Below are 21,993 nucleotides of genomic sequence, written 5' to 3'. Positions count from 1 at the left end.
CAGGACCCCGGCGGAACGGGACCTCGTACGCTCGACGCCGTGTCCCCTCACGTCCTGATCCTCGGCGGCACGACCGAGGCCCGTGCGCTGGCCGCCGTGCTGGCGTCCCGCCCCGGCGTCCGCGTCACGACCTCCCTCGCGGGGCGGGTCGCCGAACCCGGGTCGCTCGAGGGGGAGGTGCGCGTCGGGGGCTTCGGCGGGGCCCGGGGACTGGCCGGGTGGCTGCGGGCAGAGGGCGTGGACGCGCTCGTCGACGCCACACACCCCTTCGCCGAGTCGATCACGGCCAACGCGGCCCGCGCCGCGGCCGAGACCGGCGTACCCGCGGTGGTGCTCCGCCGCCCCGGGTGGCGGCCGGGACCGGGGGACCGGTGGCACGAGGTCCCCTCACTGGACGCGGCCGCCGACCTGCTTCCGCGGCTGGGCCACCGGGTGCTGCTCACCACCGGACGCCTGGGCCTTGCCTCCTTCGCGCACCTGGCGGGAATCCACTTCGTCGTACGGTCCGTGGATCCCCCCGAGCCGCCGATGCCGCCCGACACCCACGTGCTCCTGGCGCGCGGCCCGTTCACCGTCCCCGGCGAGACGGCCCTGCTGCGCGAGCACCGCGTCGACGTCGTGGTGACCAAGGACAGCGGGGGAGCGGCGACGGCGGCCAAACTGACGGCGGCCCGGGACCTCGGCGTGCCGGTCGTGGTCGTACGGCGGCCGCCGCTGCCGGACGGTGTGACGGCCGTACCCGACGTGGAGGGTGTGCTGGAACGGCTCGCACCGGCGTAGCCCGGTCAGACCGAGCCGGCCGTGAGGGACTTCTCGGGGCTGCCCGGCAGTCCGTGGCTCAGGTCCTCCACCAGCAGCCGTTTCGCGATCGCGTCGACGGCGACGCGCAGGTCGCTGTCCGAGGGGCGGCCGATGTCCCGCCCCAGCCGGTCCTCCAGCCAGTCGGCCCAGGCCCGGGTGAGGACGGCGGCCTCGCGCGCGCCCGCCTCGGTGTGGGACAGCAGGGAACCCGCGCGGGTCAGGAAGCCCTCCTCGACCATCCGCTCGAACACCGGCAGCAGCACCTCCGGCGGCAGCCGGCGCCGCGCGGCGATCAGCCCCAGGCTGGCGTGGCCCACCATGCGGGTGAACAGCTCGACCTGCATCACCGCCCACGCCCCGGCCACATCGAGCCGGGTGTCGGACTCCTGGACGATCCGCCGCGCGGTGTCCAGGTCGGTACTGCCGATGATCTTGCCGACGGCGGTCTCCAGTACCCGCCGGGAGTCCGCGCCGCTGGGCGATCCGAACCCCTCGCCCAGGTCGGTCGACCCGCTGCGTGCGGTGTCCCGCAGCCGGACCTGCTTGAGGAACAGGGCGACCAGGAAGCCCAGCGCGGCGACCGGCACCGTCCACAGGAACACGGTCTGGAGCGTGTCGGCGTAGGCACCGACGATCGGGGCGGCCGCGGCCGACGGCAGCTCGTGCACGCCTTCCGGGCTGGTCGCCGCCCGGCTCAGGACGGCCGGATCCAGGTCACCGGCCCGGGCCGCCTGCGCCACGCCGTCGCGGAGGTTGGGCGCCAGCGCGTTGGTGTAGATCGTGCCGAACACGGCCGTGCCGAACGAGCTGCCCAGCGTGCGGAAGAAGGTCACGCCGGAGGTCGCGGTGCCCAGGTCGGCGTAGTCGACGGTGTTCTGCACCGCGATCGTCAGCACCTGCATGCACAGACCGATGCCGCTGCCCAGCACGAACATGTACAGGGACTCCAGCCACGAGCCCGTGCCCGGCCCCATGAGCGACATCAGGAACAGGCCGACGCCCATGACCAGCGCGCCGACGATCGGGAAGATCCGGTACCGCCCCGTCTTGCTGACCACGTTGCCGCTGAAGACCGACGCGATGAGCAGTCCCGCCACCATCGGCAGCGTCCGCACGCCCGAGATCGTGGCCGAGTCACCGTCGACGTACTGGAGGTAGGTCGGCAGGTACGTCAGCGCGCCGAGCATCGCGAAGCCGACGATGAAGCTCAGCACCGAGCAGACGGTGAACACCGGGTTCGCGAACAGCCGCATGGGCAGCATCGGTTCGCGCGCCCGCATCTCCACCCGGCAGAACAGGGCGAGGGCGAGGACGCCGCCCACGAACAGCCCGATGATCACCCCCGAGCCCCACGCGTACTCGTTGCCTCCCCAACTCGTCGCCAGGATCAGGGCGCCGGCACCGACAGCGACGAGCGCGATGCCCAGGTAGTCGACGACGGGCCGGGCGGCCGACTTCACCACCGGAATGGTCCTGGCCGCCGCCACGACCACGACGATCGCGATGGGCACGTTGACGTAGAACGCCCACCGCCACGTCAGATGGTCGGTGAACAGCCCGCCCAGCAGCGGCCCGACGACCGTGGCCACCCCGAACACCGCGCCGATCGCGCCCTGGTACTTGCCGCGCTCGCGCAGCGGGATCACATCGGCGATCAGCGCCATCGAGGTGACCATCAGCCCGCCCGCGCCGATGCCCTGCATCGCCCGCCAGGCGATCAGCAGGGACATGTCAGTGGCCAGACCGCACAGGAACGAACCCGTGATGAACACGACCGCCGAGACCTGGAAGACCGTCTTGCGGCCGAACAGGTCGCCGAACTTGCCGACCAGCACGGTCGCGACGGTCTCCGCGAGAAGGTACGACGTGACCACCCACGACATGTGCTCGGCCCCGCCCAGGTCAGACACGATCGTCGGCAGGGCCGTGCCGACGATGGTCTGGTCGAGGGCCGCGAGCAGCATCCCCAGCATGATCGTCACGAAGACGACATTGCGGCGACGGGTGTCCAGCACCGGCGGCTGGGAGGCGGACGGGGCGGTTTCCTCCACGACGGTCACGTCGTCACCTTCACAGCTGTGGGCTACGTGCGCATGCCAGAACGTCCGCACGGGTGCCCGGTGCCGCGCCCGCCAGTCACGTCAGTCGCGGGGGTTGCGGCGCAGCAGATACGTGTCCATGATCCAGCCCTTGCGCTCACGGGCCTCGGCCCGCAACCGCTCGATGCGGGGGGCGGCCTCGGCGATCGGGCCGGAGACGAGGATCTCGTCCGGGGTGCCGATGTAGGCGCCCCAGTAGATGTCCATGTCCTCCCGCGCGTACCGCTGGAAGGTCTGGTGGGCGTCGAGCATCACCACGACGTCGTCCACGCCCTCCGGGAAACCCTCCGCCAGCCGCCGGCCGGTGGTGATCTGCACCGGCCGGGCGACCCGGTTGAGGCCCGTGCGGTGCCGCGCGACGAGCGCCGAGACGCTGCTGATGCCGGGCACGACGTCGTACGCGAACGTCACGGTGCCCCGCTCCAGCACCTCTTCCAGGATCCCCAGCGTGCTGTCGTACAGCGACGGGTCCCCCCACACCAGGAACGCCCCGGTCTGCTCCTCGCCGAGCTCCTCGGCGATCAGCCGCTCGTAGATGTCGGCCCGGGCGCTGCGCCAGTCCCCGACGGCGGGGGAGTAGGCCGCGCCCCCGGCGCCGCGGTCCCGCTCCGGGTCACGCGCCTCGACCACGCGGTACGTCCCCTCGGGTACGTGCGCGTCGAGCATGTCCCGGCGCAGCCCCGTGAGGTCCGCCTTCACCTCGCCCTTCTCCAGGATGAAGAACACGTCCGTGCCGCGCAGCGCCTTGACGGCCTGGAGGGTGAGCTGGTCGGGGTCGCCCGCGCCGATACCGATGACATGAATCTTTCGCACGCCCCGAGTGTGCCGCACGGCACCGGGGGCGGGTTCACCGCGGTGGGGGTCGGGGCGCCCTGCGGCGTTCGAGGGGCCGTCAGGGGCCCGGACCTGCCGGGCGGCGTGGCCCTCAGCGGCCGGCTGCCGTGCCCCGCAGCCGGGGGGCCCGGGCCGCCGCGTCCACCGGGCGGCCGGTGCGCTCCACGTCCCCCGCCAGCTCCCGCGCCCACGCCGCCACGCCCGCCACGTCGATCCCGTGCGGCAGCGCCTGCCCGGAGCCGGTCACCCACTCCTCGGCCGCGCCCGCCCCGCGCCTCAGCAGCCGGGCCCCGCCGGTCAGGTTCCCCCGGGCGGCGTGCGTGAGCCCCACGGCGAGCTGGGCGAGCCCGCGCCACAGCTCGCGCTCCTGGTCCGGACCCGACTTCCACGCGTCCTCGAAGACCTCGTGCGCGTGGAACGGCTTGCCCTCGTCCAGCAGCCGCTGCGCCTCGGTGACGGTCTCCTCGGGGCGGCGGACCACGCCCTCGGGCTGCCGGGGCACCCCGTCACTGCCGTACGGCAGGGGCCGCCCGAGGCCGTCGCGGGGCCGGGCGTTGCGGGCCCGCCCCTCGCTGTCGCGGTCACGTGCGCCGCCCGCCCGGTCCGAGTGCGTCTCTCCTGTGCTGCCCATACGCCGATTGTCCCGCCCGGCCCGCTTTCGGCTTGGCCAGGGGTGTGGGGTAAAGTGCTGTTCGCGCGATCACACGGCTCACCGCCGGTGGCGCGCACCGGGACGTGGCGCAGCTTGGTAGCGCACTTGACTGGGGGTCAAGGGGTCGCAGGTTCAAATCCTGTCGTCCCGACTGGAGACAGTCGGCAGATCGAGGCCGGTTTCGGACACGTCCGGGACCGGCCTTCGGCGTTTCTCGGGACGAGGGGGGACCGGCCTCCCGACACCGTGCCGCACCTTGCCGCTTTCTTGACGAAAGCGCAGGAGTGGAAGGCCACCTCGCGGCAATGCGCCAGAGGTGACTCGTATGGTGATCGTCGCCCTGACTCTGGCGGCCGGCATCCTGGCGGCCTGTGCCGCGGCCGCTGCGTCGCCCTGGTGGTGCCTGGCCGCCATACCGCTCCTCCTGCTGGGTCTGCTGGGTGCGGCGGACCTGGTACAGCGCCGGCATTCGGTGCTGCGCAACTATCCCGTTCTGGGGCACGCGCGCTTTCTTCTGGAGCGGATCCGCCCTGAGCTCCAGCAGTACTTCATCGAGCGGAACTACGACGGGCGCCCCTTCGACCGGGACGTCCGCACCATCGTCTACGAACGGGCGAAGGGCACGGACGCCGAGCAGCCCTACGGCACCGAACGGGACGTGTACGAGCCCGGCTACGAGTTCCTGGTGCCGTCGATGGCGCCGTGCCCGGTACCGAAGACACCTCCGCGGGTGCCCGTCGGCGGCCCCGACTGCCGTCGCCCCTACGACATGGCGCTGCTCAACGTATCGGCGATGAGCTTCGGCTCCCTGTCGGCCAACGCGATTCTGGCGCTCAACGGCGGAGCGGCGGCCGGGGGCTTCGCCCACGACACCGGTGAGGGCGGCCTTTCGGAGTACCACCTGAGGCCCGGAGGGGACCTGATCTGGGAGATCGGCACCGGATACTTCGGCTGCCGCACCCGGGACGGCGACTTCGACCCTGCCGAGTTCGCCGACAAGGCGGCGCACGACCACGTCAAGTGCGTGTCCCTGAAGCTCTCCCAGGGGGCCAAACCGGGCATCGGCGGTGTCCTGCCCGGTGCGAAGGTCAACGCCGAGATAGCGAAGGTGCGAGAGGTGCCCGAGGGGCGGACGGTGATCTCACCGCCGTATCACAAGGTCTTCTCCACCCCGCGCGAACTGGTCCGCTTCATCGCCCGGATGCGGGAGCTGTCCGGCGGCAAGCCGGCCGGATTCAAACTGTGCGTGGGCTCGCGCCGGCAGTTCCTCGCCGTGTGCAAGGCCATGCTGGCGGAGGGCACGGCCCCCGACTTCATCGTGGTGGACGGAGGAGAGGGCGGCACCGGAGCCGCCCCGCTGGAATTCGCCGACCACGTGGGGGCCCCGCTGACCGAGGGTCTGCTCACCGTGCACAACGCCCTCGTCGGGACCGGTCTGCGCGACCTTGTCAGGATCGGGGCGAGCGGCAAGATCGCCACCGGGACCGATCTGGTGAAACGCCTGGCGCAAGGAGCCGACTACGGCAACGCGGCGCGGGCGATGATGTTCGCCGTCGGCTGCATCCAGGCTCAGCGGTGCCACACGAACACCTGCCCCACCGGCGTGACCACCCAGGACCCCCGGCGTGCCCGCGCCCTCGACGTCCGCGACAAGACGCCGCGCGTCCAGCGCTTCCAGAAGGCGACCGTGGCCAGCGCCCTGCAGATCATGGCGTCCATGGGGGTCACCAACCCCGCAGAGCTGCGCCCGCACATGCTCCGCCGACGCATCGATCCGCACACCGAGCGTTCCTACGAGGAGTTGTACGAATGGCTCGAACCGGGACAATTGCTCGCTGAACCCCCCGCTGCCTGGGCGGCCGACTGGCAGGCCGCCGACCCCGACCGATTCACCGTCTGACCTGGAGGACTCAAGTGGCCCGCACCGTCGCCCGCGTCATCGTGGACGCACTCAGCGAACTCGGCGTGCGCCAGGTGTTCGGCGTGGTGGGAGACGCGCTGAACCCCCTGACGGACGCCATCCGCACCACCGAGGGCCTGGAGTGGGTGGGCTGCCGGCACGAGGAGGCGGCGGCGTTCGCCGCGAGCGCCCAGTCGCAGCTCTCCGACACCCTCGGCGTCTGCATGGGCACGGTCGGACCCGGTTCCGTCCATCTGCTCAACGGGCTGTACGACGCCGCCAAGAGCCACACCCCCGTCCTGGCCATCGCCGGTCAGGTACCGCTCGCCGAACTCGGCACCGACTACTTCCAGGAAGTCGACAACGACGCCCTCTTCCACGACGTGGCCGTGTTCCGCGCGACCGTCACCTCTCCCGGCCAGCTGCCGCAGATGCTCGAGACGGCCGTGCGCCACGCCCTGGGCCGCAAGGGCGTCGCCGTCCTGACCGTGCCCGGCGACCTGGGTGAGCGCGAACTGGAGCCGGACCGCCCGGCCCGGTTCTCCCTGAACGCGCCGCTCAGCCGGCCGGAGGAATCCGCCGTGCGGCGGGCCGCCCACCTCCTGGACCGGTCCGAGCGGGTCACGCTGCTCGTCGGACGAGGCGCACGCGGGGCGCGCGAGGACGTGCTGGCCCTGGCCGACCGGCTGGCCGCGCCCATGGTGCTCACGCTCAAGGCCAAGGAAGGCTTCGAAGGCGACGGCAACCCGTTCCAGGTCGGCCAGACCGGCCTGATCGGCAACCCGGCCGCCGCGTCCGCGCTGCACGACGCGGACACCCTGCTGCTCCTGGGGACCGACTTCCCCTACCGGGACTGGTATCCGCAGGGGAAGACCGTCATCCAGGTCGACACCGAGGCCGCCCACATCGGGCGACGGGTACCCGTCGACGTCGGCCTCGTCGGCGACACGGGAGTCACTGTCCGCGACCTCCTCACCCACCTCGCCGCCGCGCCCGGCGAAACGGAGGGCGGCCGTGACCGCTCGCACCTGGAGAAGGCACGCGAGCGCTTCGGGCAGTGGCGCGAGGGCCAGGCGCGGCTGGCCGACCCGGCCCACGACAAGGGCCTGATCGGCCGCGTGCGCTCCTCGCTGGACAACCGCACCCACGACATCCGGCCGGAGGCCCTGGCCGCTGCGGTGGACCGGCTGGCCGACGACGACGCCGTCTTCACCTCCGACACGGGCATGGCGACGGTGTGGCTCTCGCGCTTCGTCGAGATGCGCGGCGAGCGGCGGCTCATCGGCTCCTACAACCTCGGCTCCATGGCCAACGCGATGCCGCAGGCGCTGGGGGCCCAGTGTCTGGACCGCGAGCGGCAGGTCGTGGCCTTCTGCGGGGACGGCGGGCTGAGCATGCTCCTCGGCGACCTCATGACCCTGAAGACGCATCGCCTCCCCGTGAAACTCGTCGTCTTCGACAACCGCCGGCTGGGCATGGTCAAGCTGGAACAGGAACAGGCCGGGCTCCCGGAGTTCGGCACCGTCCTGGACAACCCCGACTTCGCGGCGGTCGCCACGGCCATGGGCATCACCGGGATCCGCGTGACCGATCCCGCCGACGTGGAGCAGGCCGTACGGCGCGCCTTCGACACCCCCGGGCCGGTCCTGCTCGACGTGCTCACGAACCCGGACGAGATCGCGGTGCCGGCCAAGCCGACCGTCGAGCAGGGGTGGGGGTTCGCCGTGGCCAAGGTCAAGGAGATCGTGCGCAGCCACGGGGACGACAGCACGCCGTGACGCAGTCGCACAGATTTTCCCAGCCCGGGCATGTATGCCGTGGACCGGGGTAAGCGGGCGGACGACAGTGAGTGAACCGCCCGGCAGGAGGGCGGTCAAGGGGAGGGGCGCATCATGGGGACGACGACCGTGCGGAACGCCGCGCAGGCAGTGGACGTGCCGGAGATCGCCGACCCCTCCCAGGTGGCGCCCAGGGACGCGCGGGAGCTGTCGAAGCTGTTCTTCCAGCAGCTCACGATGCTGGAGGAGGGGACGCCCGAGTACCAGTACGCGCGCAACACGCTGATCGAGATGAACATGTCCCTGGTCCGCTACGCGGCCGGCCGGTTCCGCAGCCGGGGGCCGGAGGAGATGGAGGACATCGTCCAGGTCGGCATGATCGGCCTGATCAAGGCCATCGACCGGTTCGAGCTCTCGCGCGAGGTGGAGTTCACCTCCTTCGCCGTCCCCTACATCGTGGGGGAGATCAAGCGGTTCTTCCGCGACACGTCCTGGGCCGTGCACGTCCCCCGGCGGCTTCAGGAGGCCCGCGTCCAGCTGGCCCGGGCCAACGAGGAACTGCGCAGCCGTCTGGGCCGGACACCGACCACCAAGGAACTGTCCGAGCTCATGAGCCTGCCCGAGAAGGAGATCGTCGAGGCCCAGCTCGCCTCCAACGGCTACACGTCCGCCTCCCTCGACGCCACGATCAGCGGCAGCGAGGACGGTGAGGCCGCCCTCGCGGACTTCATCGGGAGCGAGGACGCGGCGCTCGACCTGGTCGAGGACTTCCACGCCCTCGCACCGATGATCGCCGAACTCGACGAACGCGACCGCAAGATCATTCACTGGCGCTTCGTGGAGGAGCTGACCCAGGCCCAGATCGCCGAACACCTCGGCGTCTCCCAGATGCACGTCTCCCGCCTGATCACCCGCCTCCTGACCCGCCTGCGCGAAGGAATGCTCACCACCCAGTGAAGCCCCACAGCCTCCGGCCGGGAGGGTGCGCCCTTGCCTTCGAGAGCACTCCAGGCTGAAGACTCCCTCCGTACCCCGAATCCCGGGGCCCGCAGGAGGGAGCGACACCCATGAAGTACCGCACGATCGGCACGAACCCCACCACCCGCCGCGAGGTGAGCGTCCTCGCCCTCGGCGCGATGCTGTTCGGCTCGGTGACGGACGAGGCGACATCCTTCGCGGTGCTCGACCGCTACGTCGAAGCCGGCGGCACCTTCATCGACACCTCCGACAACTACGCCTTCTGGGCCGACGGCGGGCAGGGCGGCCAGAGCGAGGAACTCCTCGGCCGCTGGCGGCGCAGCCGCGGCATCGGGGACGAGATCGTCATCGCGACCAAGCTGGGCGCCCGCCCCCTCGCCCCCGGCACCAGCTACGTGGACAACGCCGAGGGCCTGTCCGCGAAGGTGATCCGCGAGTCCGCGGAGCGCAGCCGCGAGCGGCTCGGCCTGGAGAAGCTGGACCTGCTGTACGCGCACATAGAGGACCGCACCGTCCCGCTCCGGGAGACGGTCGAGGCCTTCGCGGAACTGGTCGCCGAGGGCACCGTCGGACTGCTCGGCGTGAGCAACCACGCCGTCTGGCGCGTCGAGCGGGCCCGGGCCCTCGCCGCCGCGGCCGGACTCCCCGGTTACGAGGTCCTCCAGTACGCGCACACCCACCTGCGCGCCCGCACCGACGTCCCCGACGCCCTGTTCCCGTACGGCAGCCTCGGCCACGCCGGTCCCGACCTGCTCGACTACCTGAGGACCGAGCCCGGCCTGACCCTCGTCGCCTACTCGCCCCTGCTGAAGGGCGCCTACGTCCGGCCGGAGCGGCTGCCGGCCGACTTCGACCACCCCGGCACCCAGGGCCGGCTGGCGGCACTGCGTGACGTGGCCCGCGAAACCGGCGCGAGCGTCAACCAGGTCGTGCTCGCCTGGCAGATCGGCGGCGAACTGCCCGTCGTACCGCTGGTCGGGGTCTCCTCGGTGGCCCAGTTGGAGGAGAACCTGGCGGCGGTGGACCTGGAACTGACCGCGGAGCAGCGGGCCCGGCTGGACGCGGCGCACTGACACCGGGGACCGTTGAGGGGACGGCATCCGGACCTCCCGAAGGAGCACCGGCCATGACCACCCGCCCCGCCCACCCCGCCGCCGGCTCGATCAGAACCACCCCGGAAGGCCTCCTGTGGGAACCCAGCGAGCGCTGGGTGCGCGGCCGAGTGGGCGACATCACCGTCGTCGACAGCCGCCGTCCGGTGCTCGTCTGGGAGCCCCGTCTGCCCGTGCCGCAGTACGCCTTCCCGCGCGCGGACGTCCGCACCGACCTGCTCCGCCCCGCCACGAGCCCGCCCACGGGCGCCCACGCCGGCTCCCGGGTCTTCTACGACCTCGAAGCCGACGGCGAGGTGCGCGAGAACGCGGCCTGGACGTTCCCCGCCGACGACTTGGCCGGCCACATCGCCTTCGCGTGGTTCCCACGCACCGACACGGGCCTCGACCACTGGTACGAGGAGGACGAGGAGATCTTCATCCACCCCCGTGACCCGCACAAACGGGTCGACGCACTGCCCAGCAGCCGCCATGTCCAGGTCGAGATCGCCGGACAGATCGTCGCCGACAGCCACGCCCCGGTCCTGCTCTTCGAGACCTCCCTGCCGACGCGGTACTACCTCCCTCGCGAAGACGTCCGCCTCGACCTGTTCGAACCGACCGATCACCACACCGGCTGCCCCTACAAGGGCACGGCCGCCTACTGGTCGTGGCGCGGCGAGGCCGATGTGCCGCCCAACGTCGTCTGGACCTATCCCGAGCCGCTGCCCGCGGTCGCGCCGATCCGGGGGCGCGTCGCCTTCTTCAACGAGGTCGCCGACATCACTGTGGACGGCGAGCGCCTGGAGCGCCCGGAGACGCCCTTCAGCCGGATGCTGCGGAGGGGGAGCGGTTCGTGAAGCTGTCGAGCAGGGCGTCCAGACCGGCCGCCAGGCCCTGCGGGCCGCCCCGCTCGGCGAGCGCGGACGCCGTCTCCCGCAGCGTCGGCAGCTCCTTCGCGGACAGCCGGTGCAGCCCCAGGCGGAAGGCCGGATCCGTCTCGTCCGGGTTGTCCACCACCGGGCGCAGCTCCACGGAGACATAGCCCAGCAGCCAGGAGGTGAAGGCGCGGAACACATCGGCCGCGACCGCCTCGTCGAAACCGGCCTTCCGCAGCAGGATGAGCACCCGCTCGTGATCGCGCAGCACCGCGGGGGGCCGCCGGACCAGCGGGACCGCCAGCAGGCGTGTGGCGATCAGCGGCACCGCCTGCGGGTGCGTGAGACACACGGTGTAGGTCTCACGGGCGATCCGGTGCAGCCCGGCCCGCCAGTCGGGATCCTCGTCCGCGTCGGCGGCCAGCCGCTCCTCCAGCTCCAGGTACAGGGCCTCGACCAGCCCGTCGAGCAGGGAGTCCTTGCTCGACGCGTACCGGTAGAGCGCCATGGCCTCCACACCGAGCTCCGTGCCGAGGCGGCGCATGCTGAGCGCCGAGAGCCCCTCGCGATCCACCAGCTCCAGGGCGCTGGCGAGCACGCGTTCCCGGTTCAGCCGGCCGTACCGGCCGCGGTCGCTGGCGCGCCGGGCCTCGCTCGGCCCACGGCCGTTCGCCATGCCGCCTCCTCGTGGTGCGGAAGGTCGGAGCCGGTGGAACCGGCTCTTCTACGACGTACACATACACGATCGATGCCGAGTCGCACCTCAGCCGAGCTGCGTCGAAGATGAAAAGAAGCGATATGGGGCATTTGTGGGCATCTGGCGGAAGGGAGTGCCGGATGACGTTCACAGAGGAGCTGAGAGGTCTCCTGCCGCTGCGGCCGGCCGGTTTCCTGACGCGTCCCGCCGACGCGCGGGCGGCACGCAGGCTCACGGACTCGCTCGGCGCCGACGGCTCCCCGCACCGGCCCCGGCGGACCTTCTCCGATCTCCTGGTCTTCCAGCTCGACGACGGCGACCGGCACGCCGTCGTCAAGCATCCCCGCAGCGCACGCGCGACCGTCTCGCTGGCGCACGAGTGCGAGGCCGTGCGGCGACTGGCCCACGACGAGCGGCTCGGCGCCTGGCGGCGACTGCTTCCGGTGGTGGAGGAGCGCCGCCTGGAGGGGCCGTCGCCGCTGGTGGTGGAGAACCGCCTGCCCGGCGCCGAGGCCGATGCGGTGCTGCGGCGCTCCCCGCGACTGGCCCGCGAGGTCACCGAGTCGGCTCTCGCGACGATCCGTGAACTGCACCGCGCCACCGGGCGGACGGAGGAGGTGACGGCCCGGGTGGCCGGTTGGGTGGAACCCCGGCTGGCCGTCCTCGCCGAGGAGGTCCGCTGGTGCCGCCACGGGGAGGGCGCGCGGGCCCTGGTGGTCGTGCGGGAACGCGTGGAGCGCGAGCTGGCCGGGCGTCGGCTGCTGGTGGCGTGGACCCACGGGGACTTCCACCCCGGCAACGTGCTGCTGTCGGAGGACGGGGGGAGGCTTTCCGGCGTGATCGACTGGGCGGGCGCGGTGCCGGACGGCCCCTCCTTGCTCGACTGCCACACCTTCGTGCTGACCGTGCGGCACCAGCTCACCGGACGGGAGTTCGGGAGTGTCGTCGCCGACGCGGTGCGAGGCGCCTCCCTCATGCCCGAGGACCGGCGCCTGCTCGCCGGGGCGCGGGCGCTGCTCCCCGGCCCCGGGGCGGAGACAGCGGTGACGCTGCTGACCTGGTTGTGGCATGTCGCGGGGAACCTGGAGAAGTCGGCCCGCTATGCGCGCAGCAACCGATGGGTCGCCGACAACGTCGTGTCCGTGCTCGGAGAGGTGCTCGCGCACGAGGGGGAGGCGCATGCCCGTGTCAGCCGAGGAGCGGCGGGCGCGCCCGCGCCGGACACCGCCTCCACGGGGGAACGCCGTGCACGCGCCCGCTGAGCTCCTGATCGACACCGCGGCCGGTCCCGCGCTCGTCACCACCCCGGCCCCGCGCGCCGGCTGGTGGGAGCTGGCCGCGCGGGACCCGGACCTGTGTGTCACCCAGACGCCCACCTGGCTCGACTGCCTGTGTGCGACCGGACCGTACCGAGACGCCAGCCGGCTGTACCGGTTTCCGGACGGCAGCCGGATCGTGCTGCCGCTCGTCGGCAGGGTGAGGCGCCCCCACCGGCTCGACGCGGAGGAGTCCTGGCCGGCCGGCTGGGGGATCGGCGGGCCGGTGACAGCCGGGAGGGCAGGGCTCGAACAGGCTCGGGCGATCTTCGACGACATGGCGTGCCGGCCGGCCCTGCGCGTCGGTGTGCGCTTGCGGCCGCAAGGTGCCGAGCTGTGGCAGCGGGCCGCCCCGGGAGCCTTCCGGATGGAACCCCACATGACGCAGGCGGTGGATCTCGACGGCGGCTTCGGCGTTCTGTGGCGCGACCGCTTCCACGCGCGGGTCAGGCGGGACGTCAAACGCGCCGAGAAGGCGCAGCTTGACGTGGAGGTGGACCGCTCCGGCCGCCTCGTGCCCGTCTTCCAGGAGCTGTACGACCAGTCCATCGAGCGCTGGGCCGCGCAACAGCACGAACCGCTGGCGCTGGCCCGGTGGCGCAGGAGGCGGGAGTTCCCCACCGGGCGGCTTGCCGCGGTGGCCGCCCGGTTCGGCACGGGCTGCGCGATCTGGGTGGCCTGGAACGCCGGAGAGCCGGCCGCGTCCATCGTCGTCCTGCGGCACGGCCCGCACGCCAAGTTCTGGCGCGCCGCCATGAACCGGGACGTCGCCCATCCCGTCCGGGCCACTCCGCTGCTGTACCGGCTGGCCATGGAGGAGGCGTGCGAGCAGGGCTGTCGGATCTTCGACCTGGGGGAGTCGGCCCCGGGCTCCTCGCTGGAGCACTTCAAGGCCGGCTTCGGAGCGGTCGGACGCCCCTCCCCCCGCTACTGGCGGGAACGGCTGCCCGTCTCCTCGGCCGAGCGCGCACTGCGTACGGCCGTCAAACGCGTGATCCGGTTCCAGGACGCCTGACGGGCACCGGTCAGCCGTCGCCCTTCCAGATGTCCAGGGGCTCGGCCTCGGCGCTGTGGCCGAGCGGATCCAGACCGTAGGCGTCCAGGATGGTGCGCAACAGCCCGTACAGGTTGTTGGGCTGGTCGTGGTCGCCCGGCTTCACCCGCTCTCCGACGACGACCGTCGGGATGTGGTTGTCCTCGTCCTCGCCACCCTCGTCCTCGTCCCATGTGACGACGAGGAGACTGTTGTTGGTCATCGCCCACCGCGCGTAGTCCCCGAGGTTCTCCCGGAGCCACGTGTCGCCCTGCTTGATGCCGCCGTCGTGCATGTCGTTGTCGAGGTTCGGGATGACGAAGGAGACCTCCGGCAGATCCGCGTAGTCCTCGGGGAAGTCCGTCCACGGGCGGCTGACGGAGTCCGGCAGATTGGTGAAGTTCACCCACGGCGTGTGGCGGCGCACGTAGGGGCCGCTGGTGCAGCCCTTGAAGCCGACGCTCGGCAGGCTCTCCGCGTAGCCGGTGAACGTCAGGTCGTCCTGCATCAGCTGGGAGGCGAGGTTGCGGGACGAGAAGTCGTTCGGGCAGTCGTTGTCGACGCCCTGCGTGGAGCCGGAGAACAGGGCCAGGTAGTTCGGCTGGCTCGGATAGGTGATGGCGAAGAACTGGGTGAGATTGGCGCCCTTGCGGGCCAGTTCGTTGATGAACGGCGCCTCGGGTGAGCCGATGATGTCCTCGTAGCCCCGGTTCTCCTCGACGACCACCACGATGTGGTCCGGCCGGGGGACGTCGCTGCCCTCGTCCGAGGAGCCGCAGGCCGCGACGGGCAGGAGGACGGCGAAAGCGGCGGACGCGGCGACGACCGACTTCCGCATGCGGCCCATCGGACGGGACGGCGTCATCAGTCGTGGTGTCACTGCTTTCCCCTGACGGTCGGTCCATCCACGCTGCCGGTCGCAGCAAACGGCAGTAACGTAATTTTTAGCACTAATGCCGCATATTGGTCGGCATGGATCGCTGGTGCGTGCCGAGGGAGGCGCCGCGGAGGGTGCTCCCCGGCCCGGTCGTGGCACCCGCTGTGCGGGAGGCATATCCATGGGCAAGCGTTCGCCGCTGACGATGGGTCAGTGGGCGCCGCGTGCTCCTGTGGAGACGCGGCGACCCGATGGGACGCCGGTGCCCGCGTCCGGACGGCGACGCGGCACCGCACTGCGGTGGGTGGCTCGGGCCGCCCTGCCCGTCGCGCTCGCCCTGTGGCTGCTCTCCCTGCGCCACGTCAACCTCAACGCCATGACCGACCTGGGCCTGCTCCAGGTGCTTCCGGTGCTCTTCTGGGTCGCTCTCGGCCTGATCGCCGCCGGTTTCTGCGTCGCCCTTGCCGACCGGCGGACCCGGGGCGGCTGGTTCGCCGCCTACGTCCTCGGCCTGATCGCGATCCTGCACGCCACTCCCGCGTTGCTGTACCCCACCCTGCGCTACGGCTGGGCGTGGAAGCACGTGGCGGTCGTGGACGCCATGATCCGCAACGGCGGCAGTGTTCCCGGCGCGGAGAAACTCGACGTCTACGACCAGTGGCCGGGCTTCTTCCACCTCAACGCCCTGGTGGTGCAGGCCACCGGCCTGGAGTCGTCGCTGGGCTACGCGGTGTGGGCCCCGCCCGTCAACAACGTCCTGCTGCTCGCCCCGCTGCTCCTGATCTACCGGGCCGTGACCACGGACCGGAGGCTCGTCTGGGGAGGCGTCTGGATCTTCTACTCGTGCTCGTGGGTCGGGCAGGACTACTTCGCGCCCCAGGCGTTCGCGTTCCTGCTCTTCGTCACGCTCATCGCTCTGGTGATGGGGCAGCTGCGGGCCGGTGCGGAGCGGCCACCGGGGGACAGGGCCAGGGCATGGCCCGCCGGCAGGTTTCTGATCGTCGTGCTGATCATGGCGGTGATCGTCTGCTCGCACCCGCTGACCCCGCTGATGATGGTCTGCGCCCTGGTCGCCCTGTCGCTGCCGCGCCGCAACAGGCGGGTGCTGCTGCCGGTGCTGGGCGCCGGGGTACTGCTGACCGTGGTCTGGGACGCCACCGTCGCCCGGCCTTTCGTCTCGTCCAATCTGAGCGAGTTCGCCGGCGCGCTGCTGGAGCCGGACTCCAACGTGGTCTCCGGTCTGGCGACCCTGGGCAGCGCCGCTCCCGGGCAGGTGCAGGTCTCCTGGATCGACCGGAGCCTGTCCGCCGCGGTCTTCCTGCTGGCGGCCCTCGCTTTCGTCAGGCGCCGCTGGACCCGCCGTACCGGCTTGCCGCTGCTGGTCCTGGCCCCGCTGCCCGTCCTGATCGCCAACTCCTACGGCGGCGAGATGATCTTCCGGGCCTATCTGTTCGCGCTGCCCGCCGCCGCCCTGCTGATCTCGGCCCTGCTGTTGGAGTCACGACGACATCCGCGGCTGCGCGTGTTCCTGGTCGCCCCTGTGCTGCTGGCGATGCTCGGAGGGCTGCTCTTCGGCTACTACGGCAAGGAGTCGGCCAACTACTTCACCGAGGAGGAGGTGGCGGCCACCCACTTCGTCACGGCCACCACGCCTCCCGGGTCCCTCATCGTCTCCCTCACGTCGGACGTGCCCGGCCTGGAGATGAACTACGACAAGCACCCGCGCGTCCAGCTCAACGAACAGGACCTCAAGGTCCGCCAGCGGCTGACCGAGGACCCGATCGAGGGACTGGAGCCGTTCATCGACGGTGCGACGGTGCGCGAACCGGCGTACATCGTGCTGAGCCGAGCCCAGGCCGCTGAGTGCTACCTCAACGGCAGCCTGCCCGCCGACACCATGCAGCGCATGGACCGGGCGATGTCGGACACCTGGGGATTCGTGCGCGTGTTCCGCAACCAGGACGCCGTCGTCTTCCGCTACCAGAACCCCGACGCGGAAGAGGCGTCATGACCACCCTCCCCCCGAGCCTCGCGCCCCGCTGGCGATGGCCGCTGCGCATCGCGCTCGCGCTGTCGGGCTGGCTCGCCCTCGCCGCGACCCTGGCCCTGCCGGACGCGGGCGTCCCCCGCCTTCTGATCATCTGCTCGTTCCTGCTGCTGTGTCCCGGGTTCGCGGCGACACGCTGGGCCAGGCCCACGCCCTGGCACGACCGGGGGTGGCCGTTCTTCGTGGAGACGGCGTTGCTGGCCGTGGCGCTCAGCCTGTGCCTGGGGGTCCTCGCGGTGGAGCCGTTCTACCTCACCGAATCCTTCACCACCACACGCGTGATCGTCGCCCTGGCCGTCATGACGTCCCTTCTGGCCCTGCTGCCCACACCCGGCACCCGCAGGCCCGGGGCGCGGCCCACCGCCCCCGACGACGCGCCGTCGGCGCCCGGCTCGCCGCCGGATCCGGCGGCGGACGCCCCGCCCCGGCCCGGCGCGGCGACATGGGCGGTGCCCGGTGACCGGCCCCACAGACGGCGGCCCTCCGGACGGCCGGGCGACCGCGGCCCGCTCGCCGTGACCGGTGCCGGACCGTACGGCTCGGCCATCGCCTGCCCTCAGCGGGCCGCCCGGGTTCGGTCGCGCGTCTCAGGGCAGGTAAGGGCGTCGCGGCGGGCCCGTCCGGTGCCGCGGCTGCTCCTCGAACGTGGCGAGGGACCGTTCGCCGCCTTGGTGGTGCTCGCCGCCGGCGCGGTGCCCCGTGTCCACGTCCCGCGGACGCTGTGGTCACCTCCGGCTGACGCGCCCCTCCCGCACCAGGGCGCGGCCCGGCCCACCGTCGTCGCCCGTACCCCGGCCGTGCCCTTCGACTCCCCGCCACTCGACGGCACGGGAGGCCGCTCCCGGCTGCCGAAGCCCGACGCACCGCTCGGCCACGGGCACCCGCGGCCGGACGCCGGCCGCCGGAACAGGGCGGTTCGGCGCCGCCTGCCCGCACCGCTGCGAAGGGCGTTGCCGCGGGTCGTCACCCGCATCGGCGTCGCCCGGCGCCGCAGCGCCGCGGTGACGGCGGGGAAACGGCGGTAACCCCCGATGCGCGCGGGACGACTGCGCCCCCTCCTGGCCGCGTTGACGCTCGCGCTGGCAGTGGCCTGCGGCGCCACCGAACGCGAGACACCCGCGCCGCGACCCGTGCCGCGGGACTGGAACCTGACGTTCCATGACGAGTTCGACGGCTCGGACCTCGACACCGACCGCTGGGCGACCTGTTACGACTGGAACAAGGACGGGTGCACCAACAGCGGCAACGACGAGGAGCAGTGGTACCTGCCCGGCCAGGTCTCCGTCGGGGACGGTGCGCTGCGGCTGGACGCCGAGCGGCGCGGTACACGCGGCAGCGACGACAAGACCTACCCCTGGCGGTCCGGCATGATTTCGACCGGCAGGGACGACTGGTACGGCGAACCCCGGCACGTCTTCACGTACGGATACTTCGAGGCGTCCATCCGCGTCCCCGGGGAGGCGGGCATGTTCCCGGCGTTCTGGATGATGCCGGCCTCCAGGTTCACCCCTCCCGAACTCGACATCATGGAGTTCCTCGGTGGCACCGAGCACGTCTTCATGTACGCGCACTGGCGCAGCCCGGACGGCGACCAGCGCGCACGGGGCACGTACGGGCCCGTTCCCTTCGCGGACGAGCACCACGTCTTCGGCATGCTGTGGACCACTGACGAGGTGAGCTGGTACGTCGACGGTGTCCGGCGCTTCCGGGTGACCGAGCCCGAGCGGATCCCGCACGTGCCGATGGAAGTCCTGATCAACCTCGCGGTAGGAGTGCCGCAGTCGCCGCCCCCTTCGGTGGACTCGGCGCGGATGACGGTGGACTGGGTCCGTGTGTGGCAGGAGTGAGGGACCGTCACCGTGCGGGCGCGGGCAGGGACGGATAGGGGCGGTCGATGCCCGCGCGCAGCCGCCGGTAGCCGCGCCAGGCCCGGGTCCGCACCAGCTCGGGGAACGGCGCGACGGGCGCGCCCGCACCCTGTGCCCAGGCCAGGAACCGGTCCCACGCGGTGTCGGCCCGCACCATCAGCCGGGCGACGCGCAGCGGTTCGTCCGCGTCCGAACTGAAGCCGTGGCGTACGGCGGTGGCCGAGGTCCAGCCCGCCTCGCGCACCAGGCGGCGGACCGTGCGGCTGGAGTACCCGTGCGGATAGGCGAAGGCGTCGACACGATGCCCGAGGGCGTCCTCCAGCCGGGCCTTGCAGCCCTCGATCTCCTCCCGCGCCGACCGCCTGGGGAGGGCGTCCAGTTGAGGGTGGGTGCGGGTGTGTCCGCCGATCTCGGTGATCGGGTCCAGCTCGCGCAGCTGCGGCCAGGTCAGCATGGGGGCGGGCGGAAGGAGGCTGCCGTGCTCCGGTGGCCGGGAGGGTCCCCCCAGCGCACCCGTGGTGACGTAGAGCGTCGACGGCAGACCCCGCGCGGCGAGCAACGGTGCCACGGTGGAGTGGAAGTCCGCGAAACCGTCGTCGAAGGTCAGCACGGCCGGCCGGGGCGGCAGCGGCGGTCCGCCCCGCAGCGCGGTGATCAGACGTCGCAGCGGGACGACCTCGCGACCGTTGTCCGCGAGGAGGTCGAGCTGCTCGGTGAAGACCCGCGGGCTCACCGTGAACGGGGCGATCCACGAAGGAGGGTCGTCGGACACCGAGTGGTAGAGGAAGACCGGGACGGGTTGTGAGGTCATGCCGGTCGCTCCCTCACCGGGACGTGGTGGGCCGGTTCGGCGGGTGTGGAGCGCCGCAGGCGCACCGAGCCCACGGCGTATCCCGCCGCGGTGGCGCCGAGGCCGAGGGTCAGTGCGAGGACCGTCCGCGCCGGGGCGGACCGGCGGTGCCGCAGGGCCTCGCCGTAGGCGCGGGGGACGGTGGACCTGAGGTAGGCGCGCTCGCTGGACAGGGCGGCGGCGCCCTCGCTGTACCGGGCCACCAGCGCCTTGGACAGCCCCTCGGCGTAGCAGCGCGACCGGAAGTACGACCATGTGGCGCGTGCGGCGGGGACGCGGTGGCGGACGGTGGCCGACGGGTCGTAGAGCAGCACGGCGTCCGGGCGGCGGGACCTGATGCGCAGGCACAGTTCGGTCTCCTCACAGCCCAGGGGCCGGGTCCCCACCCGGCCCAGGTCCGTGCGGAAGCCGCCGGCCGCGCGGAGCACGTCCCTGCGGAAGGACATGTTGGCCCCGATGAAGTTGCGGACGGGCGCGGGCTCTTCGGGCAATCCCCGGTACGAGCAGCCGACCACCCAGTCGAACTCCGGGGGGAACCAGGGCGGCCGGTCCGTCTCCCACCAGGGCACGACGAGCCCGCCCACCCCCGCCACGCGCGGATCGCGGTGGCCGGCCAGCAGACGGGCCGTCCATGACGGGTGTGCGGTGGCGTCGTCGTCGAGGAAGGCCACCACCTCTCCGACGGCCGCCTCGACGCCGGTGTTCCGGGCGCCGGACAGGCCCTTGCGCCGCTGGTTGGACAGCACCCGGACCCCGTGCAGCATGCGGGTGGCGAGGCGTTGTAGTTCCGGGCAGTGGTCGACGACCAGCACGACCTCGTCCGGCGGACGGCGCTGGGAGTGGACCGAGTCGACGGCGGCCCGGAGGTCCTCCCAGCGGTCGAGCGTGTAGGCGCACACGATGACGGAGAGACTCGGCGCGGTGTTCATGAGGTGCTCCCGGGGTCCGCGACGTCCTGCCGGGGAGACGAGGTCAGCCAGCGGGAGCGCCGGATCAGCAAGGGCGTGGCGATGAGGCACTCCGCCACCAGCCAGGCGGCGCCGGCGCCCGTCACCCCGAACTCCGGCAGCAGCAGCCGCGCCAGCCCCAGCACGAGCACGCACAGGGCGATCTGCAACCCGACCACCAGGCGCATGCGCCGTCGGGCCCGCAGCACGTCGACCGCCACGCTGAACACCAGGTTGGGCAGGGCGGACAGGGCCAGCAGGCGCAGCAGGGCGGTGCCGTGCTCGGCGTAACCGGGCCCGAACAGCCCGAGGATCCACGGGGCCCCGGCGACGATCACAGCGACGCCCGTGACCAGCAGCATCCCCGAATGGCGCAGCACCCGCAGCCCGTGCTCCGCCAGCCGTTCGGGTCGTCGCACCACCTCGACGACCAGTGAGCTGCCCATGTTGCGCACCACCAGGAACAGCACGTAGCCGATGATCCAGGCGAGGGAGAAGTAGGCGCTCTGCTCCGCTCCGAGGACGTTCAGCACCATCAGCGGCACGAGGGTGTACGCGGCCATCCGGAACAAGGAGCCCGTGTAGTCGGCGGCCGCGTAACTGAGCAGCCGCGGTGGGCGTACCGCCTCGGGGTTCTCCCGCTCGTGACGCGGCACCGCCCGCCGCAGCAGCAGGTAGTTGGCGACCAGGAGGGAGATCAGCAGGCCTCCCGCCCAGGACAGCAGGATGCCGGTCTTCAGGGCCAGGACGGCGCCGCCGGCCAGCAGTGCGATCTTGACGAAGGCGAAGACCATGTTCTCGGCCACCACCCAGCCCGGGCGGCGCATGGCCGTGAGCGCACCGTCCTGGAGGACGAAGACGGTGTACGCGGCGGTGGCCGCCACGAACCAGACCGCGACCAGGGGATCGCGCAGGAAGGCCAGGTCGGGTGCCAGGGCGGGCACCAGGAGGACGAAGACGAGGCACACCAGAGCGCTCCACGCGGCGGTGACCGCGTAGCAGGTGAGCAGCAGTCTGCGGGTCTGACGTCCGGAGCAGGGCAGGAACCGGATGAGGAAGTCGTTGAGGTTGAGCTGACCGATGTTGGCCAGGAGCAGCGACGCGGACAGTGCCGAGTAGCTCACGCCCACGACCTCGTCGTCGTACCAGTGGGTGGCGAACAGCCAGAAGATCGCGCCGACTCCGGCGTTGACCAGCGAACTGATCGCCAGGAGATGGCCGTTGCGGACCAGGGGTTCGTTGGGCAGGACACGGGCGATGCCGGTGCGCACCACCGTGGGCAGCGACCGCCCCCCGTGCTGGCCTCCCGCCATCTCGGGCCTGTCGGCTGTTCGCTGGGGCACGGGC

Annotated in this window: 19 protein-coding genes and 1 tRNA gene; 12 read left to right on the top strand and 8 right to left on the bottom strand. The window is 72.1% G+C overall.

The features are described 5' to 3' along the window. Positions 1 to 39 precede the first annotated feature (39 nt). Positions 40 to 780: a cobalt-precorrin-6A reductase gene (locus AB0I06_RS01840; RefSeq protein WP_363116742.1), complete on the top strand. Its 741-nt coding sequence runs from the start codon at positions 40 to 42 to the stop codon at positions 778 to 780. A 5-nt stretch (positions 781 to 785) separates the two neighbouring features. Here the strand turns inward: AB0I06_RS01840 and AB0I06_RS01835 are convergent, their stop codons facing one another. From AB0I06_RS01835 to AB0I06_RS01825, 3 genes are all read right to left on the bottom strand, one after another. Then, a complete protein-coding gene (locus AB0I06_RS01835; protein ID WP_363116741.1) occupies positions 786 to 2,861 on the bottom strand; it encodes an MDR family MFS transporter in 2,076 nt (691 codons plus the stop codon). 81 nt (positions 2,862 to 2,942) lie between these two features. Next, complete coding sequence (cobF, locus tag AB0I06_RS01830; protein WP_363116740.1) at positions 2,943 to 3,713, bottom strand: precorrin-6A synthase (deacetylating); 771 nt, start codon at positions 3,711 to 3,713, stop codon at positions 2,943 to 2,945. A 112-nt stretch (positions 3,714 to 3,825) separates the two neighbouring features. Next, positions 3,826 to 4,365 carry a DUF309 domain-containing protein gene (locus tag AB0I06_RS01825; protein ID WP_363116739.1) on the bottom strand — a complete coding sequence of 180 codons (540 nt, stop codon included), beginning with the start codon at positions 4,363 to 4,365 and terminating at the stop codon, positions 3,826 to 3,828. A 98-nt stretch (positions 4,366 to 4,463) separates the two neighbouring features. On the opposite strand from AB0I06_RS01825, the gene AB0I06_RS01820 reads away from it, so the two are divergent. The 6 genes from AB0I06_RS01820 to AB0I06_RS01795 all read left to right on the top strand — a co-directional run bounded on the left by AB0I06_RS01820 (position 4,464) and on the right by AB0I06_RS01795 (position 10,993). Then, positions 4,464 to 4,537, top strand: a tRNA-Pro gene (locus AB0I06_RS01820). A 165-nt stretch (positions 4,538 to 4,702) separates the two neighbouring features. Next, positions 4,703 to 6,286, top strand: coding sequence for an FMN-binding glutamate synthase family protein (locus AB0I06_RS01815; RefSeq protein WP_363116738.1), 1,584 nt, complete (start codon positions 4,703 to 4,705; stop codon positions 6,284 to 6,286). 14 nt (positions 6,287 to 6,300) lie between these two features. Then, on the top strand, positions 6,301 to 8,064 hold the full coding sequence (locus AB0I06_RS01810) for a thiamine pyrophosphate-dependent enzyme (protein WP_363116737.1): 1,764 nt from the start codon (positions 6,301 to 6,303) through the stop codon (positions 8,062 to 8,064). 114 nt (positions 8,065 to 8,178) lie between these two features. Next, positions 8,179 to 9,021, top strand: a complete 843-nt coding sequence (locus tag AB0I06_RS01805) for an RNA polymerase sigma factor SigF (RefSeq protein WP_363116736.1) — start codon at positions 8,179 to 8,181, stop codon at positions 9,019 to 9,021. Between the two features lie 110 nt (positions 9,022 to 9,131). After that, a complete protein-coding gene (locus AB0I06_RS01800) occupies positions 9,132 to 10,115 on the top strand; it encodes an aldo/keto reductase (protein WP_363116735.1) in 984 nt (327 codons plus the stop codon). 53 nt (positions 10,116 to 10,168) lie between these two features. Continuing rightward, entirely contained in the window at positions 10,169 to 10,993 is an 825-nt protein-coding gene (locus AB0I06_RS01795) for a DUF427 domain-containing protein (RefSeq protein ID WP_363116734.1), read from the top strand. Here AB0I06_RS01795 and AB0I06_RS01790 read toward each other — a convergent pair. Next, complete coding sequence (locus AB0I06_RS01790; protein ID WP_363116733.1) at positions 10,959 to 11,687, bottom strand: TetR/AcrR family transcriptional regulator C-terminal domain-containing protein; 729 nt, start codon at positions 11,685 to 11,687, stop codon at positions 10,959 to 10,961. The two genes, AB0I06_RS01795 and AB0I06_RS01790, sit on opposite strands and share 35 nt — an antisense overlap. Before the next feature lie 161 nt (positions 11,688 to 11,848). Here AB0I06_RS01790 and AB0I06_RS01785 point away from each other — a divergent pair, with 161 nt between their 5' ends. Both AB0I06_RS01785 and AB0I06_RS01780 read left to right on the top strand, forming a co-directional pair. Next, positions 11,849 to 12,970 carry an aminoglycoside phosphotransferase family protein gene (locus tag AB0I06_RS01785; RefSeq protein ID WP_363116732.1) on the top strand — a complete coding sequence of 374 codons (1,122 nt, stop codon included), beginning with the start codon at positions 11,849 to 11,851 and terminating at the stop codon, positions 12,968 to 12,970. Then, a complete protein-coding gene (locus AB0I06_RS01780) occupies positions 12,954 to 14,039 on the top strand; it encodes a GNAT family N-acetyltransferase (protein WP_363116731.1) in 1,086 nt (361 codons plus the stop codon). Before AB0I06_RS01785 ends, AB0I06_RS01780 begins: the two co-directional genes overlap by 17 nt. 10 nt (positions 14,040 to 14,049) lie before the next feature. On the opposite strand, the gene AB0I06_RS01775 is transcribed toward AB0I06_RS01780, so the two are convergent. Next, positions 14,050 to 14,922 (bottom strand): alkaline phosphatase family protein, encoded by an 873-nt coding sequence (locus tag AB0I06_RS01775; RefSeq protein ID WP_363116730.1) that lies wholly within the window; start codon positions 14,920 to 14,922, stop codon positions 14,050 to 14,052. A gap of 316 nt (positions 14,923 to 15,238) precedes the next feature. Between AB0I06_RS01775 and AB0I06_RS01770 the strand changes: the two genes are divergently transcribed. From AB0I06_RS01770 to AB0I06_RS01760, 3 genes are read left to right on the top strand one after another with little or no spacing between them, the layout of a single operon-like run. After that, positions 15,239 to 16,945: a glycosyltransferase gene (locus AB0I06_RS01770; protein ID WP_363116729.1), complete on the top strand. Its 1,707-nt coding sequence runs from the start codon at positions 15,239 to 15,241 to the stop codon at positions 16,943 to 16,945. Next, positions 16,942 to 18,006 carry a hypothetical protein gene (locus AB0I06_RS01765; RefSeq protein WP_363116728.1) on the top strand — a complete coding sequence of 355 codons (1,065 nt, stop codon included), beginning with the start codon at positions 16,942 to 16,944 and terminating at the stop codon, positions 18,004 to 18,006. The genes AB0I06_RS01770 and AB0I06_RS01765 overlap by 4 nt, the downstream gene beginning before the upstream one ends. 6 nt (positions 18,007 to 18,012) lie before the next feature. Then, positions 18,013 to 18,828 (top strand): glycoside hydrolase family 16 protein, encoded by an 816-nt coding sequence (locus tag AB0I06_RS01760; RefSeq protein WP_363116727.1) that lies wholly within the window; start codon positions 18,013 to 18,015, stop codon positions 18,826 to 18,828. 7 nt (positions 18,829 to 18,835) lie between these two features. Here the strand turns inward: AB0I06_RS01760 and AB0I06_RS01755 are convergent, their stop codons facing one another. From AB0I06_RS01755 to AB0I06_RS01745, 3 genes are read right to left on the bottom strand one after another with little or no spacing between them, the layout of a single operon-like run. After that, complete coding sequence (locus AB0I06_RS01755; RefSeq protein WP_363116726.1) at positions 18,836 to 19,660, bottom strand: polysaccharide deacetylase family protein; 825 nt, start codon at positions 19,658 to 19,660, stop codon at positions 18,836 to 18,838. Then, entirely contained in the window at positions 19,657 to 20,628 is a 972-nt protein-coding gene (locus AB0I06_RS01750; protein WP_363116725.1) for a glycosyltransferase family 2 protein, read from the bottom strand. The genes AB0I06_RS01755 and AB0I06_RS01750 overlap by 4 nt, the downstream gene beginning before the upstream one ends. Beyond that, entirely contained in the window at positions 20,625 to 21,989 is a 1,365-nt protein-coding gene (locus tag AB0I06_RS01745; RefSeq protein ID WP_363116724.1) for a polysaccharide biosynthesis C-terminal domain-containing protein, read from the bottom strand. The genes AB0I06_RS01750 and AB0I06_RS01745 overlap by 4 nt, the downstream gene beginning before the upstream one ends. Positions 21,990 to 21,993 lie beyond the last annotated feature (4 nt).

The organism is Streptomyces sp. NPDC050674 (assembly GCF_040654575.1).
GTDB lineage: Bacteria > Actinomycetota > Actinomycetes > Streptomycetales > Streptomycetaceae > Streptomyces.
The sequence above is the reverse complement of the archived record's forward strand: the minus strand, read 5'-3'. Positions and strand labels throughout refer to the sequence as shown.

Excerpts from the sequence above, each read along its gene's own strand:
- AB0I06_RS01825 (WP_363116739.1), bottom strand. The coding sequence starts at position 4,365 with ATGGGCAGCACAGGAGAGACGCACTCGGACCGGGCGGGCGGCGCACGT.
- AB0I06_RS01805 (WP_363116736.1), top strand. The coding sequence starts at position 8,179 with ATGGGGACGACGACCGTGCGGAACGCCGCGCAGGCAGTGGACGTGCCG.
- AB0I06_RS01800 (WP_363116735.1), top strand. The coding sequence starts at position 9,132 with ATGAAGTACCGCACGATCGGCACGAACCCCACCACCCGCCGCGAGGTG.
- AB0I06_RS01795 (WP_363116734.1), top strand. The coding sequence starts at position 10,169 with ATGACCACCCGCCCCGCCCACCCCGCCGCCGGCTCGATCAGAACCACC.
- AB0I06_RS01790 (WP_363116733.1), bottom strand. The coding sequence starts at position 11,687 with ATGGCGAACGGCCGTGGGCCGAGCGAGGCCCGGCGCGCCAGCGACCGC.
- AB0I06_RS01785 (WP_363116732.1), top strand. The coding sequence starts at position 11,849 with ATGACGTTCACAGAGGAGCTGAGAGGTCTCCTGCCGCTGCGGCCGGCC.
- AB0I06_RS01775 (WP_363116730.1), bottom strand. The coding sequence starts at position 14,922 with ATGACGCCGTCCCGTCCGATGGGCCGCATGCGGAAGTCGGTCGTCGCC.
- AB0I06_RS01765 (WP_363116728.1), top strand. The coding sequence starts at position 16,942 with ATGACCACCCTCCCCCCGAGCCTCGCGCCCCGCTGGCGATGGCCGCTG.
- AB0I06_RS01760 (WP_363116727.1), top strand. The coding sequence starts at position 18,013 with ATGCGCGCGGGACGACTGCGCCCCCTCCTGGCCGCGTTGACGCTCGCG.
- AB0I06_RS01755 (WP_363116726.1), bottom strand. The coding sequence starts at position 19,660 with ATGACCTCACAACCCGTCCCGGTCTTCCTCTACCACTCGGTGTCCGAC.
- AB0I06_RS01750 (WP_363116725.1), bottom strand. The coding sequence starts at position 20,628 with ATGAACACCGCGCCGAGTCTCTCCGTCATCGTGTGCGCCTACACGCTC.